Consider the following 16,046-nt stretch of genomic DNA (forward strand, 5'->3'; position numbering starts at 1 on the left):
CTAATCAGCCAATCAGCCACCAGGCTCCCGCCTGGTGGCCACTTCAAGCTACAACGAAAACTTCTGCAAATTCCCCATCATCTCCTTCAGCGCTTCAATGTTGTCCTTCGGATGCGCCGCCCCTTCGAAATCACAGATCTGCTGCCAGTGCGCCGCCACATCTTCCGGCGAGAACCCGACGCGCGGATCGAACCCGGCGCCCAGGCTGCGTTCCCAGCGCACCTTGCCCATCCAGCCGCCGCCGACTTCGAACAGGCCCGAGGTTTCCTGGCACTGTTCGCTGGCCAGGTACACCACCAGCGGGCTGACCAGTTCCGGTTTGAGTTGTTCGAACACTTGCGGCGGGATCAGGCCTTCGGTCATGCGCGTGCCGCCGGTGGGTGCGATGGCGTTGACCAGGATGTTGTTCTTGCGACCTTCGATCGCCAGGGTGCGGGTCAGGCCGTAGAGACCGAGTTTGGCCATGCCGTAGTTGGACTGGCCGAAGTTGCCATAGATGCCCGACGTTGACGCGGTGAAGATCACTCGACCGTAGTTCTGCTCGCGCAGGTGTGGCCATGCGGCGCGGGTCACTTTGTAGGCGCCTTCGACGTGGACGCGATAGACCAGATCCCAGTCAGCGTCCTCCATCTTGTGAAAGGTCTTGTCGCGCAGGATGCCGGCGTTGTTGACCACCACATCGACGCGACCAAATACATCGAGGGCGTTCTGCACCAGTTTGTCGCCGTCGGTCACCGAGTCATGGTTGGCTTCGGCAATGCCGCCGGCCTCGCGGATTTCCGCCACCACGCGGTCGGAGGCCGAAGCGTTGGCGCCTTCGCCCTGGGTCGAGCCGCCGAGGTCGTTGACCAGCACTTTGGCGCCCTGTTTGGCGAACAGCAAAGCATGAGCGCGCCCCAGGCCACCACCGGCTCCGGTGACGATCACGACTTTATCTTCAAAACGCACAGACTCATTCATCGAGGCAACTCCAGCAGGCCTGAGGGACAGTGTCCCCGAGTGTCAGGCACAGAGCGTGTGGTCACAACGAACACGGCTGAGGCTGAATGGTGCGCGATAAGGCTGGGGGATGATGAAACCGTGCAGAGGCGCAACGCGCCTCTGCACGTCGATCAGGAGCACGCCACCTTGCGCGGCGGCAGCACGAAGTGGTCGCGAAATTCCAGGTAGTGCTTGAGCACCTGCACCGGCGCTTCGCTTTGCGGGTAATGACCGATGCCGGGCAACAGCACAGTGTCCGCATCGGGGATCAACTCGCGATAACGCTCGACCATGTGTGCACCGGAGATCGGATCGACTTCGCCGTCGATCACTCGTAGCCGCACCTCGCCACGCTGCATTGCCGCGACCCAGCGATCTCGCTGCACCCGGCGTTCCGGAATGTAGTTGATCAGCTTGTGCATGATGCGCGGCCCGCGATTGCATTCGACCAGGCTCCAGAAGTCGTCCATTTCACTTTCGCTGGGCCGGGTGTCCGGGCCGAAGATCTGCCGGAAGCTTTTCACCAGTGCATCGCGGGTAAACGCTCGGCCGATCATCCAGCCCAGCGGGCTGAGCAACAGCTTTTGCGCCAGCAGTGGCCGATGGGTTTCCGGGAACAGACCACCGTTGAGGAACACACAACTGGCGACTTCGATCTTCTCTTCGTAATGCCGGGCCAGCAGTTCCTGGGCAACGCTGTCGCCGTAGTCATGGGCAAGGAGATGCACCGGTTGCTCGACCTGAAGATGCGCGAGCAACGCCTGTTGCAGATCGGCTTGCTCCAGCAGGCTGTAGGTGTGGTTCAGCGGTTTGGCCGAGTCGCCGAAGCCGAGCATGTCGCAGGCGATCACCCGAAAGCGCTGGGCCAGTGGCTGCCACAGGTAATGCCAGTCCCAACTGGCCGTCGGGAAGCCGTGGATCAGCAGCAGCGGTTCGCCCTGCCCGGCCGTCCAGTAACGGATCGGCTGGCCACGGAAGACAAACGACTGGCTGCGTTTGCGCCAGGCACTCAGAGGAATCTCGGCGAGAGGCATTAGAGTTTATACCCCGGGTCTTGTTTATCGAGTTTGCGCAGCAACGCCGGCCAGGCCAGCGCGCCGCCCATGCCTTGAGCACTTTTGGTGACGCCGGCGATCATCGCTTTGGCGCCCGCCAGAATCTGCGGTTCGATGGCGATCAGTTCGGCACCGCCGGTCTGCGCCATGACCTGAATGTCGCAGGCACGCTGAAAGGTAAACATCATCAGGAACGTGTCGGCGATGGTGCCGCCACAGGTCAGCAGACCGTGGTTGTGCAGCATCAGGAAATTGTTGTCGCCGAGGTCGGCCTGCAGCCGGGCCTTCTCTTCGTGATTGAGCGCCACGCCTTCATAAGCGTGAAAGGCCAGGCTCGACAGCACGAACAAGGACTGTTGGCTGATCGGCAGCACGCCCTGCTTCTGCGCCGACACAGCGACACCGGAAGCGGTGTGGGTGTGCAGCACGCAGGTCACATCATGGCGCACTTCATGGACGGCGCTGTGAATGGTGTAGCCGGCAGGATTGATTTCGTAGGGGCTTTCCATGAGCTTGTTGCCGGCCTGATCGACCTTCACCAGGCTGGACGCGGTGATCTCATGGAACATCATCCCGAACGGGTTGATCAGGAAATCTTCGGTGCCGGGCACCTTGGCCGAGATGTGGGTGAAGATCAGATCGTCCCAGCCATGCAAGGCAACCAGTCGATAGCAGGCGGCGAGATCGACTCGGGTCTGCCACTCCGCAGCACTGACCTGATCTTTGACATTCAAGGAAGAAGGGACGGGGGCTACGCTCACTGTATGCACCTCTGTTTTTGTTTTTCTCGGCAGGTGTCAGCAGTCTAGTCAGCCCCGGGGTTTCGCGTAGTTGCATTGGCAGCCAGCTTGATGACTGAGCGAGTCAGCTGCGCAAACTGCTTGGATCCATGTCAAAGCAACGACGCCAACAAAGGTGCGGCGAACAGATTGAGCAGCCCGGTGAGCACCATCACCAGCCCCGCCACCGAACCCTCTTCACCACCCACTTCATGAGCGCGACTGACGCCCGCACCATGGGCACCAACGCCAAACAAGGCTCCCCGCGCCAAGGCGCTGCGCAGTGGCAGCCACTTGAGCAGCACACCACCCAGCATCGCGCCGAACACCCCGGTGAACATCACGAACACCGCCGTCAATTCCGGCACCCCACCGAGATCCTGCGCCAGCGGCATGGCAAACGGCGTGGTGATCGAGCGTGGCACCAGTGACAGCGTCACCGAGCTGTCCAGCGCCAAAGCCCTGGCCAGACCGAACGAGGTGGCAATTGATGCGACACTGCCAGCCAGCATGCCCAGCAGCAACGCCGACCAGTGCCGCGCCAGCAAACGTCGCTGTTGCCAGATCGGTACCGCAAACGCGACGGTGACCGGGCCGAGCACCAGCATCAGCCAGTGGGTGTTGCTTGAGTACTCGGCATAAGCGGTATGCAATGGCACCGCGAGCGCCAGCAGCAACGCGGGGACCAGAATCAGCGGCGACAGCAAGTAGCGCCCGGTACGGCGATACAACCAGCGACTGAACAGGTAGGCCAGCAAGGTGAACGCCAGCCAGAACATCGGCATCAGCTCAAGCTTCATGGGACCGCCTCAGGCGCACGGCCAATTCAACGGTGAACGCCGTCACCAGCATCACCATCAGCGTGCTCGCCGCTATCACCAGCAGAATCCGCCAGCCGTCATCACGCAACAGGGCGCCGTAATCCAGCAGGCTCATCAGCGCCGGAATGAAGAACAGCAGCATCTCGGCCATCAGCAATCCCGCGCCCATTTGCAGCGCCGCCGGCTTGACCCAGCCGAATGCAAACGCCAGCAGCAACAGTGCCATGCCGATCACGCCGCCGGGGATCGGCCATGCCAGCCACGTCGCCAGTTCGCAGCCGAGCAGGTAGAGACCGAGCAGCACGGCCAGTTCGGCCAGCAGGCGAGAGAGATATTTGAGGGTTGAGGCTTTCATCGGTGGGCTCCTTTCAGGGGCCTATTTTACGAAGCCGACTGCCATCTCCAAAGCGAATTGTTAGACTCAAAGCCATTCCAATCCGGAATCAGGCCATGGAATTCAAACAGCTCAAAAGCTTTGTCGAAGTCATGCATCAGGGCGGTTTCACCCAAGCGGCGAAAACCCTGCACATCAGTCAGTCCGCCGTGAGCAAGCAGATCGCCCAGCTCGAACAGAGCCTCGGCACTCCGCTGCTCGATCGCCTGGGCTCGCAATTGCGCCTGACCGCCGCCGGCAGCGTGGTGCTGCAACGGGCCGAAGGCATGCTGCGCCTGCGCGATGAATTGCTCACGGAACTGGATGATCTCAGTCATCTGGCCCGGGGCGAGTTGCGCCTCGGCTTGCCCTTGCTGGGCAGCGATGCGCTGTTCGCCGGGCTGTTCGCCGAATACCGACGGCGCTACCCGAACATCAGCGTGCAATTGCTCGAAGGCGGCAGCCGCAATGTCGAACAGGCGGTGCTGAGCGGGGAACTGGAGCTGGGCGGCAGTCTGCTGCCGAAAGATCCTCAGTTCGACTTCCAGCCGTTCTGCGATGAGCCGCTCGATGCGCTGCTGCCGGTGGATCACCCGTTGGCGACGAAAGGTGAAATCGGTCTGGAGGAACTGGCCGACACGCCGTTTCTGCTGTATCAGCGCAGTTTCGTGCTCAATGACCGTTTGCTTCAGGCGTGCCAGCAGATGGGCTTCACCCCGAAGGAAGGTGGCCGTAGCGGTCAGGCGGATTTTCTCGCGGCGCTGGTGGCCGCCGGGCAAGGCGTGGTGCTGCTGCCCAGCGTGGTGGCCCGCGGTCTGGTGCGGCCAGGCGTGGTGCGCCTGGCCTTGAATGCGCCGGACTATCTGCGCTGGGATATCGCGTTCATCTGGCGCCGGGGCGCCTATCTGTCGAAGGCGGCGCAGGCTTGGCTCGCGCTGCTGCGCGAACGCGATATCAGCCTTTGAGCGTGGCGATCAACTGCTCGAGCCATGGCTCTGCGTCGGTTTCCGGGGTGACGCTTTCGCTGGCGTCGATACGCAGCATGTCCTGCACTTCACGCACGCCCAGCTCACCGAACAATTCACGCATCTGCTCGCCACCGCCGCAGAACGTGTCGCCGTAACTGGCGTCGCCCAAGGCGATCACCGCGCCAGGCAAACCGCGCCAGGCCGCCGGCAACTGGTCGCGAATGCTTGAATACAGCGGTTGCAGGTTGTCCGGCAACTCGCCCATGCCGGTGGTCGAAGTCACGGTGAGCAACGCCTCGGGGCCAAAGTTCTGGAGATCGGCGAGGCTGGCGCGCGAGTTGTAGAAGGTTTCAAAACCGGCGGCTTTCAGCAGGCTTTGCGCGTGGCGAGCGACTTCTTCGGCCGTGCCGTACACCGAGCCGGAGAGGATGGCGACTTTCATCAATCTGATCCTGAAACTGAAAAAAAGAGCGGCGATAGTAACAGCCACCGACGCAATGTTGCGATTGGCTCTCGATAAGCGCTGATGGCCAGTAGACAGCGCTGATTGATCTTCTAGAATGCCTGCCACCGACAACCTTGAAAGGATTCAAAGATGATCAATGCCAGCCTGCTGCAAATGGTGATCAACGCGTCGAATGATGGAATCGTGGTGGCCGAGCGAGAAGGCAAGGAAGACAACATCCTGATTTACGTGAACCCGGCTTTTGAACGCCTGACGGGTTACACCAGTGAAGAGATCCTGTATCAGGATTGCCGTTTTCTGCAGGCCGGAGACCGGAACCAGGAAAATCTGCCACTGATTCGCGAAGCTTTGCGCAATAACGGTTCGTGTCGGGAAATCATCCGTAACTATCGCAAGGACGGCACGCCGTTCTGGAACGAGCTGTCGCTGTCGACGGTAAAAAACGCCGATGATGGACAGACTTACTTTGTTGGTGTGCAAAAGGACGTGACCGTTCAGGTCAAGGCGCAGCAGCGAGTGGCGCAACTGGAAGCCCAGGTCGCGGCTCTCGAGGCAGAACTGGCGGCCGTGAAAACGACGAACGGCGCAAACAAAACAGCGAACTAAGTGTCATTAACTACAATCACCAATGACTTTGTAATTATTTATTTCGAGCTAGCCATGCAACGCGACGCCCTCCTGACCCAGGATGAGCTGGATTTCATCCAGACCATGCAACACAACCCGCAGCTCAATGTGCGGGATGCGACGTCGAGCCTGCTGGTCAATGGTGGTTCGCAGATCCGTGATCTGCTCACGCGCCTGGCGGCCCATGAGCAAGTCACCATCCAGGCCAACTTCGAAAACCAGCAGATGACCTTTCCGTTGCATCTGGTGGAAGACGAATTCCATGCCCTGCATTTGCGTCTGGGTGTGCCGAGCATCTATGAAGACGGACCGATGGTTCGCCCCTGGCGTCTGGCCCTTGAAGAACCGGTAGCCCTGGAGAATGCCCAGGGCCAGCCGGGCATGTTGTGGGTTCACGAGGTTTCGCATAAGGGCGTGCTGCTGGAAGTGCGCAACAAGACCAAGCCGCCGAAGCATTTCGCCCTGTGGTTCAGCCCTTCAGGCTATGAGCGGATTTCCCTGCGCGGCACTTTCGAACGGGAAACCGAAAACGGTTTCTTCGCCTACGATTTGAGCCAGAGTGATACCGACGAAACCGAACGTCTGCGCCAGTTCATCCTTCAGCAACATCGCCTGACTCACCCCGCCCTGCACACCTGAGCCTCAGGTATCCAGCGTCCCCGCGAGAAACTGGTTCAGACGCTGGCGCATGGTTGACCCTTCATTGCCCAGACAGCCCACCGATGATCCAGCCAGGCTGTCCTGCGCCAGATCCGACGCATCGCCCGCCAGCATCAGCTGACAATCCAGACTCAGGGCCAGGCGGTTCAGACGTCGGGGCAGTTCCGCGGTAGGGGCGTGATTGGAAAACAGCACCAGCGCCTGGGGTTTTATCTTTTCACAAACCAGCGTCAGCTCATCGAACGGCTGGCCGGTGGTCAGCACCCGAACGCCTGCATCGTTGCCACTGAGAAACAGTGCCGCCACCAGCAGCTCGAGCTCGCGGCATTGCCCGGCCAGGGCACTGACGATCACCTTGCGCGGATGCGAGCCACGCAACACCACGATGCGCTGCAGTACCCGCGCCCTCAGGAAACCGTCCAGGAACAGCCACTCGCTGGTTTGCCCGAATGAGTCCTGGCGCTGCAACAGCTGCAGCCACAGCGGCATCAGGATGTCCTGGAACACCACAGGCAGCGTGTAGGAAGAGAAAATCTGCCCGTAGACCCGATCCAGTTCCTGGTCATCGAACGAACTGACCGCTCGCTGAACCTGCTCCTGCCATTGCAGGTAGTCAGCCTGCACCAGGTCATCGGGAATGATGTGTGCCAACGCCTTCATCGGCTCGGTCTTGGCCAGGATCCTGCCGACCTTGCTCACCGAGACACCGCGATCGATCCAGTCGACGATACTGCGAACGCGCTCGATATCGGTCATCGAATACAACCGGTGCCCACTTTCGGTGCGTGTCGGCTGGATCAGACCATAACGCCGCTCCCATGCGCGCAGGGTGACCGGATTGACGCCGGTCAGCCGTGCCACCTCGCGTATGGGGAAAAGCTCCTCGCGCTCAAGCGCAACAGAGACCTGCGAGGCAAGGCGAACGTCAGTAATGACAGGCATGTGTGCGGACACGTCCTTGTTGGCGTAGTTGGATCCCATTCTACCTCTGATGCCCCATTCCGATTCAAGCGATGAAATGGGACGAACGTCTCTGGTTTCGTCACAATAATCAGGAATAATCCTTGCTTGTCGAAAGCGCAGCCCTCTACCCCGGCGCTGCGTCAGGCGAAACTCCTACCCGGAGCGACGCATATGCAATTCGGAGATACACAATGTCTACTTCCCCCGTCACGCTGATGGTCGCCCGTCGCGTCGCCGATGGCCGCTATCAGGACCTGATCGCCTGGCTGCGCGAAGGCGAACAACTGGCCACCGATTTCCCCGGTTATCTCGGTTCCGGCGTCCTGGCTCCGCCTCCCGGCGACAATGAGTTTCAGATCATTTTCCGCTTTGTCGACGAGCAGACCCTGCATGCCTGGGAGCACTCGGCGTCGCGCACCGCGTGGCTGTCCCGTGGCAGTGATCTGTTCGCCCATCCGAAGGAACATCGGGTCAGCGGCATCGAAGGCTGGTTCGGCGCAGCAGGCGTCCGCCCACCGCGCTGGAGACAGGCCGTAGCCATCTGGCTGGCGTTCTTCCCGGTGTCGCTGCTGTTCAACTTCGTGCTCGGTCCGCTGCTCGGAGAAATGAGCCTGTTGCCCCGCGTATTCATCAGCACGCTGTGCCTGACACCGTTGATGGTCTATTTCTTCATCCCGCTGTCGACGCGTCTGCTGGCCGGCTGGCTCAACAGCGCCCCGGCCCGTCCATTGCCCGGTGCGGCGCCCGCGCAAAATCGCTGAAACCATCGCTCGCGTCGCTGTTATAGTTTTTACACTGACCTCGACGCGAGCCGTTCATGACCCTTTCCACAGCCCCCATTCTCATCACTGGCGCCGGCCAGCGCGTCGGGCTGCATTGCGCGCAGCGACTGCTGGAAGACGGCCACCGGGTCATCTTCACCTACCGCAGCGAACGTCCCGGTGTGAAAACGTTAAGGGATCTGGGGGCCATCGGGGTATTCGCGGATTTTTCCAGTGAGGCCTCGATCCTCGCTTTCATCGCTGAACTGAAAACCCACACCGACAGCCTGCGGGCCATCGTGCACAACGCCTCCGAATGGCTGGCGGAAAACGGCGACTGTGAGGCCGAAGCCTTCACCCGTATGTTCAACATTCACATGCTGGCGCCGTACCTGATCAACCTGCATTGCGCCGATCTGCTGCAACGTTCGAGCCCCGCCGACATCATCCACATCAGCGACGACGTCACCCGCAAGGGCAGCAGCAAACATATCGGCTACTGCGCCAGCAAGGCCGGGCTCGACAGCCTCACGCTGTCCTTCGCCGCGCGTTACGCCCCGTCAATCAAGGTCAACGGCATCGCACCGGCCCTGCTATTGTTCAATCCCGACGACGACGCGGCATACCGCGCCAAGGCGCTGGCCAAGTCCGCGCTGGGCATCGAGCCGGGCAGCGAAGTGATCTATCAGAGCCTGCGCTATCTGCTCGACAACCCTTATGTCACCGGCACCACCCTGACCGTCAACGGCGGGCGGCACGTCAAGTAAAACGCCCCCGCGAGGATGTTCCATGAGCCGTTCCCTGCCCGAAAACTACCGCGAGATCCTCATCGGCCTCGGTGAAGATCCCGACCGTGAAGGCTTGCTCGACACGCCGGTGCGCGCGGCCAAGGCCATGCAGTATCTGTGTCACGGCTATGAACAGAGCGTCGACGAGATCGTCAACGGAGCGCTGTTCGCGTCCGACAGCGACGAGATGATCATCGTCGCCGACATCGAGTTGTACTCGTTGTGCGAACATCACCTGCTGCCCTTCATCGGCAAGGCCCATGTGGCTTATATTCCGACAGGCAAGGTACTGGGACTGTCGAAGATCGCACGGCTGGTGGACATGTTCGCCCGCCGCCTGCAGATCCAGGAAAACCTCACCCGCCAGATCGCCGAGGCGGTCCAGCAAGTCACCGATGCCGCCGGTGTCGCGGTGGTCATCGAGGCCCGGCACATGTGCATGATGATGCGCGGTGTCGAGAAACAGAATTCGACCATGAACACCTCGGTCATGCTCGGCGCCTTCCGCGAGTCGAGCAACACCCGCCAGGAGTTCCTGCAATTGATTGGACGGAGCAAGTAAATGCCACAACTTCAACCGGGAATGGCGCGCATCCGGGTCAAGGATCTGCGCCTGCGCACCTTTATCGGGATCAACGAGGACGAAATCCTCAACAAGCAGGATGTGCTGATCAACCTGACCATCCTGTACGCCGCGCAGGAAGCCGTGCGTGACAACGACATCGACCACGCGCTGAACTACCGCACCATCACCAAGGCGATCATCGCCCACGTGGAGGGCAACCGTTTTGCGCTGCTCGAACGCCTGACCCAGGAGTTGCTGGATCTGGTGATGGCCAACGAATCGGTGCTGTACGCCGAGGTCGAAGTCGACAAGCCGCACGCGCTGCGTTTTGCCGAGTCGGTATCGATCACCCTCGCCGCGAGCCGCTGAGTGCGTCTGGCGCTTAAAGCGTCAGACTTTTATCATCCGCGCCACGATTTGACTGCACAGAGCCCATCATGACCGAGCAACAACGCCTCGAACTCGAAGCCGCCGCCTTCCGCCGGCTGGTCGCCCACCTGGACAGCCGCAAGGATGTGCAGAACATCGACCTGATGAACCTCTCCGGGTTCTGCCGCAACTGCCTGTCGAAGTGGTACAAGGCCGCCGCCGACGAGCGCCAGATCGAGGTCAGCCTCGACGATGCCCGTGAAGTGGTTTACGGCATGCCGTACGCCGAGTGGAAAGCCCAATATCAGCAAGAAGCCAGCGCCGAACAACAAGCGGCGTTCGCCAAAGGAAAACCCAATGAGTGATCTGAACACCCTGCGCGCCAGCCTCAAGAGCGGCGAACACGTTTTTGCCGACACCCTGGCGTTCATCGCCGCCGGTTACGACTACCAGCCTCAGGCGTTCAACAACGGCGGCGTGGAAAACGCGGCCGGGCAGAACGAAGGTTCGTGCAAGACGTTGGGTCTGGCGCTGCTGGAAGGCTTGAGCGATGAAGAAGCGCTGCTGGCGTTCGGCGAACACTACCGTTCGGTTGTGGCAACGCCTGAAGGCAGCGATCACGGCAATATCCGTGCGCTGATCCAGCACGGTCTGGCCGGGGTGAAGTTCGACGCCCAGCCGCTGACCCGCCGCTGATTCCCGAGCGAATCGCAGGCACAAAAAAACCGGCCAATTGGCCGGTTTTTTCGTTTCTGTGATCTTAGAACGAAGCGTTCTGCAGATCGTCCAGGTAACGCTCGGTGTCCAGTGCCGCCATGCAGCCGGCGCCGGCCGAGGTAATGGCCTGACGGTAAACGTGGTCGGCCACGTCACCGGCGGCGAAGATGCCTTCGACGCTGGTCGCGGTAGCGTTGCCTTCACGGCCGCCCTGAACCACCAGGTAACCGTCCTTCAGCTCCAGCTGACCTTCGAACAGCGAAGTGTTCGGGGTGTGGCCGATGGCGATGAACACGCCGTCGACCTTGATTTCGTCGAAGCTGCCGTCGTTGTTCTTCAGACGCGCACCGGTCACGCCCATGTTGTCGCCCAGCACTTCGTCCAGGGTCGCGTTCAGTTTCAGCTCGATCTTGCCTTCGGCCACACGGGCGTTGAGCTTGTCGATCAGGATCTTCTCGGCGCGGAAGGTTTCGCGACGGTGGATCAGGGTGACCTTGCTGGCGATGTTGGCCAGGTACAGGGCTTCTTCGACAGCGGTGTTGCCGCCACCGACCACGGCCACCGGCTTGTTGCGATAGAAGAAACCGTCGCAGGTCGCGCAGGCCGAAACGCCTTTGCCCATGAACGCTTCTTCCGACGGCAGGCCCAGGTAACGAGCGCTGGCGCCAGTGGCGATGATCAGGGCGTCGCAGGTGTAGGTGCCGCTGTCGCCGGTCAGGCTGTACGGTTTGGAAGCGAAGTCCACGGCGTTGATGTGATCGAAGACGATCTCGGTTTCAAAACGCTCGGCGTGCTCGCGCATGCGCTCCATCAGCACCGGACCGGTCAGGCCGTGGACGTCGCCCGGCCAGTTGTCGACTTCGGTGGTGGTGGTCAGTTGACCGCCGGCCTGCATGCCGGTGATCAGCAGCGGCTTGAGGTTGGCACGGGCAGCGTAGACAGCAGCGCTGTAACCGGCAGGGCCGGAACCGAGAATGATCACTCGCGAATGACGGACTTCAGACATGAACCTGTCTCCTGTTGACCGGCCGATACATCAGGCGCGGACGCCGGACTGCCGGCGAGAATAAAAAAGGACTGTGGATAACCTTGGGGAAGGCGTGAGCTCGACAGTCCTGTAAAAAGTTGGGTGCAGCGTATCGAGGGGGGCAAGATTAAGGAAATACGGTTTAACAATCCAGCTCATAGGTGGTCTCTATGCCGACACACTGACGAGATGGACGTCTTTGTTACAGTGAATGTCGATCCCGCTGCCGCGCTTTCACAGCTTATGCAAAGCCGGTAAGGTCGGCGCGTTTTCCCTTGCTCGGAGCACCCTATGCCCGCCCCTGTTCTCTCCGGCCCGCAATACCTGCGCGAAGGCCTGAAACTGGTCCTGAGTCCTGGCCTGCGCCTGTTCGTGCTGCTGCCGCTGGCGATCAACCTGGTGCTGTTCGTCGGATTGATCTATTTCGCCGGTCACCAGTTCAGCCTGTGGGTCGATTCCCTGATGCCATCGCTCCCCGACTGGCTGAGCTTTCTGAGCTACATCCTGTGGCCGCTGTTCGTGGTGCTGGTGGCGTTGATGGTGTTCTTCACTTTCACCATGCTCGCCAACGTGATCGCCGCGCCGTTCAACGGCTTTCTCGCGGAGAAAGTCGAAGTCGTGGTGCGCGGCACCGACGATTTCCCGGCCTTCAGCTGGGGCGAACTGATTGCGATGATCCCGCGCACCCTCGCCCGGGAAATGCGCAAGCTCGGCTACTTCCTGCCCCGGGCCATCGGCCTGTTCATCCTGTCGTTCATCCCGATGGTGAACATTATCGCCGCGCCGCTGTGGCTGCTGTTCGGTGTGTGGATGATGGCGATCCAGTACATCGACTACCCGGCGGACAACCACAAACTGGGCTGGAACGAGATGCTCGCCTGGCTGCGGCAGAAGCGCTGGCAGAGCATGAGCTTCGGCGGGATCGTCTACCTGGCGCTGCTGATCCCGGTGGTGAACATCCTGATGATGCCCGCTGCCGTGGCCGGGGCTACGCTGTTCTGGGTGCGCGAGCGCGGTGCCGAAAACCTCGTGACACAACGCTGAGCGCACGTCACAAATCCATCATCCGAACGTCACAAGCGCGACATGGCCTCAGCCGACACTGAGGCCATGACGACAGCTCTACATATCACCCTGATCAGCGAAACCTTCCCACCGGAAATCAACGGCGTGGCCAATACCCTTGGCCGCTTGTGCGACGGCTTGCGCGCGCGCGGGCATCGGGTGGAGCTGGTGCGCCCGCGTCAGGGTGACGATCCTCAGCGCACTGAGGACGACGCTTTGCTGTTGTGCCGGGGTTGGCCACTGCCGGGTTATCCGGGGTTGCAGTGGGGTCAGTCGTCAATGCACAAATTATTGCGGCGCTGGACACGTCAGCGCCCGGACGTGCTGTACATCGCCACCGAAGGCCCGCTCGGGTTGTCGGCACTGCGCGCGGCGCGTCGCCTGGGCATCGCCGTGGTCAGCGGCTTCCACACCAATTTCCAGCAGTACACCAACCAGTACGGTCTCGGTCTGCTGACGCGTTTGCTGACGCATTATCTGCGCTGGTTTCACAATCGTTCGGCGCTGACCCTGGTGCCGAGCGTCAGCCAGCGCCTGGAACTGGAACGGCGGCATTTCGATCGTCTGGCGCTGCTGTCCCGAGGCGTCGACAGCCAGTTGTTCCACCCGACCAAACGCCTGAACGCTCTGCGTGAGCAATGGGGATTGAGCGAGCAGGACATCGCCGTGATTCACGTCGGACGCCTGGCACCCGAAAAGAATCTTGGTCTGCTCAAACGCTGCTTCGACAAGCTCGCTGGCGCGTACCCGCAACGCAATCTGAAGCTGATCATCGTCGGTGACGGACCGCAGCGTGTAGCTCTGGAAAAGGAATTGCCCGACGCGATCTTCTGCGGCTCGCAACGTGGCGAAGCATTGGCGGCGCACTATGCGTCCGGCGATTTGTTCCTGTTTCCGAGCATGACCGAAACCTTCGGCAACGTCGTTCTGGAAGCTCTGGCATCAGGTCTTGGCGTGGTGGCCTACGATCAGGCAGCGGCGGCACAACATATCCGCCACGGCTACAACGGCGTGCTGGCAATGCCGGGGGATGAAGAAGCGTTTTGCGATGCAGCGCAGTGGCTGCTGGAAGAGGATGAAACCTTGCGCTGCGTCAGATTGAACGCCCGCCAACATGCCAGTCGCCAAGGCTGGGCGGCCATCATCGAGCAGTTTGAACACCATTTGCAGGGAGCTTGCCGCGACCTGCGCGACAAGCCCCCCACATCGATCAAACCAGCGTCATCAACGCCTCACGGCTGAACGGCAGAATGTCCTGCTCGCGGCCTTCGCGCACTTTCTGCGCCCAGTCCGGATCGACCAGCAGCGCACGACCCACTGCCACCAGATCGAACTCGTCGTTGTTCAGACGCTCCAGCAGTTTTTCCAGACTGGCCGGTTGCGCGACCTTGTCAGTGTTGACCATGAACTGCAGGAATTCGCCATCGAGGCCGACGCTGCCGACGGTGATGGTCGGTTTGCCAGTCAGCTTGCGAGTCCAGCCCGCCAGGTTCAGTTCGGAACCCTCGAATTCCGGCTCCCAGAAACGGCGCGTCGAGCAGTGGAAAATGTCCACGCCGGCGTCGGACAACGGCTTGAGGAACTCGCCCAGCGCCTCCGGGGTTTGCACCAGACGCGCGGTGTAGTCCTGCTGCTTCCACTGCGAGAAGCGGAAGATGATCGGGAAACCCTCGCCCACGGCAGCGCGCACAGCCTGAATCAGCTCGATGGCGAAACGCGACCGGTTGGCCAGGCTGCCGCCGTATTCGTCGGTGCGCTGGTTGCTGCCTTCCCAGAAGAACTGGTCGATCAGGTAACCGTGGGCGCCGTGGATCTCCACGCCGTCCATGCCGATGCTCTGGGCATCTTTGGCAGCCTGGGCGAAGGCCGCGATCACGTCCTGGATGTCCTGCCTGGTCATGCCGTGCACCACGACCTGACCGTCCTTGAGTTTCTCGGTCGGGCCATAACCCGGCACGCTGGCATCCGGCTCGGTGCCGATGCGGCGAACGCTGCCGACGTGCCACAGTTGCGGAACAATCTTGCCGCCTTCGGCGTGCACTGCGTCGACGACTTTCTTCCAGCCGGCCAGCGCTGCTTCGCCGAAGAACTGCGGCACATTCGGGTAACCGTTGGAGGCCTGATGGCCGACGGTGGTGCCTTCGGTAATGATCAAGCCGACGCCCGCTGCCGCGCGACGACGGTAGTACTCGATCACTTTGGAATTGGGTACGCCACCCGGAGAGAACGAACGGGTCATCGGCGCCATGACCACGCGGGTCGGCAGTTCGAGGGCACCGAGCTGGAACGGTTTGAACAAGGCTTGGACAGGCATGGGAGGCTCCACGAAAAATTGATCGACGGGCATTGAATTCAATATGACGGCGATAATATGCGGAGTTCCAACAGTGTCATAGCACTATTGATCTGAATGATTAAGGGTCAAAAGGCAGGCAAAAAAAATCGCAGCTCGATGGCTGCGATTTTCGCGTTTCAGCTCAGGGCTTTTTCAATCGCCGTGATCACCGAAGGATCATCCGGTGCCGTGCGCGGCGAGAAACGGGCCAGTACACGACCGTCCTTGCCGAGCAGGAATTTCTCGAAATTCCAGGTGATGTCGCCGGGAAACTCCGCGCCTTCGCCCGCCAGCAGACGGTAGAGCTGATGACGATCGTGGCCGTTGACTTCGAGCTTCTTCGACAACGGAAAACTCACGCCATAGTTGAGGCTGCAGAATTCCTGAATCTCCTGCTCGCTGCCCGGTTCCTGACCGGCAAACTGGTTGCACGGCAAGCCCAGCACGCTGAAGCCTTTGCCCTTGTATTGCTGATAGAGGTTTTCCAGCGCCGCGTACTGTGGGGTCAAGCCGCATTTGGAGGCGACGTTGACCACCAGCACGACTTGGCCCTTGAAGGGTGCCAGCGGTAGCTCCTGACCATCCAGGGCTGTCAACTTAAGGTCGTGAAAAGCACTCATGACGAACTCCAGATTCCCGTGTTCTACTCGAAACAGCCACTTGGCGAGACTACCAAGGACAGCCGCGGACTAAAAAGGCGCCCTCGGGCGCCTCTCCAGTTCTCTG

At 60.8% G+C, this 16,046-nt stretch carries 21 protein-coding genes; 11 read left to right on the top strand and 10 right to left on the bottom strand.

Features of this window, described 5'->3' with window-relative positions:
- Positions 1–48: 48 nt before the first annotated feature.
- The 5 genes from M5B98_RS21735 to M5B98_RS21755 form a co-directional block, all read right to left on the bottom strand.
- Positions 49–960, bottom strand: coding sequence for an SDR family oxidoreductase (locus M5B98_RS21735; protein WP_248743936.1), 912 nt, complete (start codon positions 958–960; stop codon positions 49–51).
- Positions 961–1,112: 152 nt separating this feature from the next.
- Positions 1,113–2,015 carry an alpha/beta fold hydrolase gene (locus M5B98_RS21740; protein ID WP_248743937.1) on the bottom strand — a complete coding sequence of 301 codons (903 nt, stop codon included), beginning with the start codon at positions 2,013–2,015 and terminating at the stop codon, positions 1,113–1,115.
- Positions 2,015–2,797, bottom strand: coding sequence for a class II aldolase/adducin family protein (locus M5B98_RS21745; protein WP_248743938.1), 783 nt, complete (start codon positions 2,795–2,797; stop codon positions 2,015–2,017). The genes M5B98_RS21740 and M5B98_RS21745 overlap by 1 nt, the downstream gene beginning before the upstream one ends.
- 131 nt (positions 2,798–2,928) lie before the next feature.
- Positions 2,929–3,615, bottom strand: a complete 687-nt coding sequence (locus M5B98_RS21750) for an LrgB family protein (protein ID WP_248743939.1) — start codon at positions 3,613–3,615, stop codon at positions 2,929–2,931.
- Positions 3,605–3,991 carry a CidA/LrgA family protein gene (locus M5B98_RS21755; RefSeq protein ID WP_248743940.1) on the bottom strand — a complete coding sequence of 129 codons (387 nt, stop codon included), beginning with the start codon at positions 3,989–3,991 and terminating at the stop codon, positions 3,605–3,607. Before M5B98_RS21755 ends, M5B98_RS21750 begins: the two co-directional genes overlap by 11 nt.
- 95 nt (positions 3,992–4,086) lie before the next feature.
- On the opposite strand from M5B98_RS21755, the gene M5B98_RS21760 reads away from it, so the two are divergent.
- Complete coding sequence (locus M5B98_RS21760; RefSeq protein WP_248743941.1) at positions 4,087–4,974, top strand: LysR family transcriptional regulator; 888 nt, start codon at positions 4,087–4,089, stop codon at positions 4,972–4,974.
- Here the strand turns inward: M5B98_RS21760 and M5B98_RS21765 are convergent.
- Positions 4,964–5,419: a flavodoxin gene (locus M5B98_RS21765; protein WP_248743942.1), complete on the bottom strand. Its 456-nt coding sequence runs from the start codon at positions 5,417–5,419 to the stop codon at positions 4,964–4,966. The genes M5B98_RS21760 and M5B98_RS21765 overlap by 11 nt on opposite strands.
- Before the next feature lie 153 nt (positions 5,420–5,572).
- Here M5B98_RS21765 and M5B98_RS21770 point away from each other — a divergent pair, with 153 nt between their 5' ends.
- Entirely contained in the window at positions 5,573–6,049 is a 477-nt protein-coding gene (locus M5B98_RS21770; protein ID WP_248743943.1) for a PAS domain-containing protein, read from the top strand.
- A 54-nt stretch (positions 6,050–6,103) separates the two neighbouring features.
- Positions 6,104–6,709 (top strand): hypothetical protein, encoded by a 606-nt coding sequence (locus M5B98_RS21775; RefSeq protein ID WP_248743944.1) that lies wholly within the window; start codon positions 6,104–6,106, stop codon positions 6,707–6,709.
- A gap of 3 nt (positions 6,710–6,712) precedes the next feature.
- Here M5B98_RS21775 and M5B98_RS21780 read toward each other — a convergent pair whose 3' ends face one another.
- Positions 6,713–7,672: a MerR family transcriptional regulator gene (locus M5B98_RS21780; protein WP_248743945.1), complete on the bottom strand. Its 960-nt coding sequence runs from the start codon at positions 7,670–7,672 to the stop codon at positions 6,713–6,715.
- A 212-nt stretch (positions 7,673–7,884) separates the two neighbouring features.
- On the opposite strand from M5B98_RS21780, the gene M5B98_RS21785 reads away from it, so the two are divergent.
- The 6 genes from M5B98_RS21785 (at position 7,885) to M5B98_RS21810 (ending at position 10,872) form a co-directional block, all read left to right on the top strand.
- Positions 7,885–8,454 carry an antibiotic biosynthesis monooxygenase gene (locus M5B98_RS21785; protein ID WP_248743946.1) on the top strand — a complete coding sequence of 190 codons (570 nt, stop codon included), beginning with the start codon at positions 7,885–7,887 and terminating at the stop codon, positions 8,452–8,454.
- A gap of 56 nt (positions 8,455–8,510) precedes the next feature.
- Positions 8,511–9,221 carry a dihydromonapterin reductase gene (gene folM / locus M5B98_RS21790; protein WP_248743947.1) on the top strand — a complete coding sequence of 237 codons (711 nt, stop codon included), beginning with the start codon at positions 8,511–8,513 and terminating at the stop codon, positions 9,219–9,221.
- Between the two features lie 22 nt (positions 9,222–9,243).
- Positions 9,244–9,804 carry a GTP cyclohydrolase I FolE gene (folE, locus tag M5B98_RS21795; protein ID WP_248743948.1) on the top strand — a complete coding sequence of 187 codons (561 nt, stop codon included), beginning with the start codon at positions 9,244–9,246 and terminating at the stop codon, positions 9,802–9,804.
- Entirely contained in the window at positions 9,805–10,176 is a 372-nt protein-coding gene (gene folX / locus M5B98_RS21800) for a dihydroneopterin triphosphate 2'-epimerase (protein ID WP_007957207.1), read from the top strand. It abuts the gene before it with no gap.
- A gap of 68 nt (positions 10,177–10,244) precedes the next feature.
- The gene (locus M5B98_RS21805) at positions 10,245–10,541 is read left to right on the top strand and encodes a DUF1244 domain-containing protein (RefSeq protein ID WP_085711760.1); all 297 of its coding nucleotides are present in this window, start codon (positions 10,245–10,247) and stop codon (positions 10,539–10,541) included.
- Positions 10,534–10,872, top strand: coding sequence for a HopJ type III effector protein (locus M5B98_RS21810; protein ID WP_085685761.1), 339 nt, complete (start codon positions 10,534–10,536; stop codon positions 10,870–10,872). The genes M5B98_RS21805 and M5B98_RS21810 overlap by 8 nt, the downstream gene beginning before the upstream one ends.
- Before the next feature lie 64 nt (positions 10,873–10,936).
- Here the strand turns inward: M5B98_RS21810 and trxB are convergent, their stop codons facing one another.
- On the bottom strand, positions 10,937–11,899 hold the full coding sequence (gene trxB, locus M5B98_RS21815; RefSeq protein WP_085711762.1) for a thioredoxin-disulfide reductase: 963 nt from the start codon (positions 11,897–11,899) through the stop codon (positions 10,937–10,939).
- A 312-nt stretch (positions 11,900–12,211) separates the two neighbouring features.
- Between trxB and cysZ the strand changes: the two genes are divergently transcribed.
- Entirely contained in the window at positions 12,212–12,964 is a 753-nt protein-coding gene (gene cysZ, locus M5B98_RS21820; protein WP_114881439.1) for a sulfate transporter CysZ, read from the top strand.
- A gap of 42 nt (positions 12,965–13,006) precedes the next feature.
- Complete coding sequence (locus tag M5B98_RS21825) at positions 13,007–14,227, top strand: glycosyltransferase family 4 protein (protein ID WP_248743949.1); 1,221 nt, start codon at positions 13,007–13,009, stop codon at positions 14,225–14,227.
- Here M5B98_RS21825 and M5B98_RS21830 read toward each other — a convergent pair.
- Entirely contained in the window at positions 14,196–15,299 is a 1,104-nt protein-coding gene (locus tag M5B98_RS21830) for an NADH:flavin oxidoreductase (RefSeq protein WP_248743950.1), read from the bottom strand. The genes M5B98_RS21825 and M5B98_RS21830 overlap by 32 nt on opposite strands.
- A gap of 158 nt (positions 15,300–15,457) precedes the next feature.
- Positions 15,458–15,940: a glutathione peroxidase gene (locus M5B98_RS21835; protein ID WP_007959082.1), complete on the bottom strand. Its 483-nt coding sequence runs from the start codon at positions 15,938–15,940 to the stop codon at positions 15,458–15,460.
- Positions 15,941–16,046: the final 106 nt, after the last annotated feature.

It is taken from the genome of Pseudomonas sp. MWU12-3088 (assembly GCF_023242405.1).
Lineage (GTDB): Bacteria > Pseudomonadota > Gammaproteobacteria > Pseudomonadales > Pseudomonadaceae > Aquipseudomonas > Aquipseudomonas kribbensis.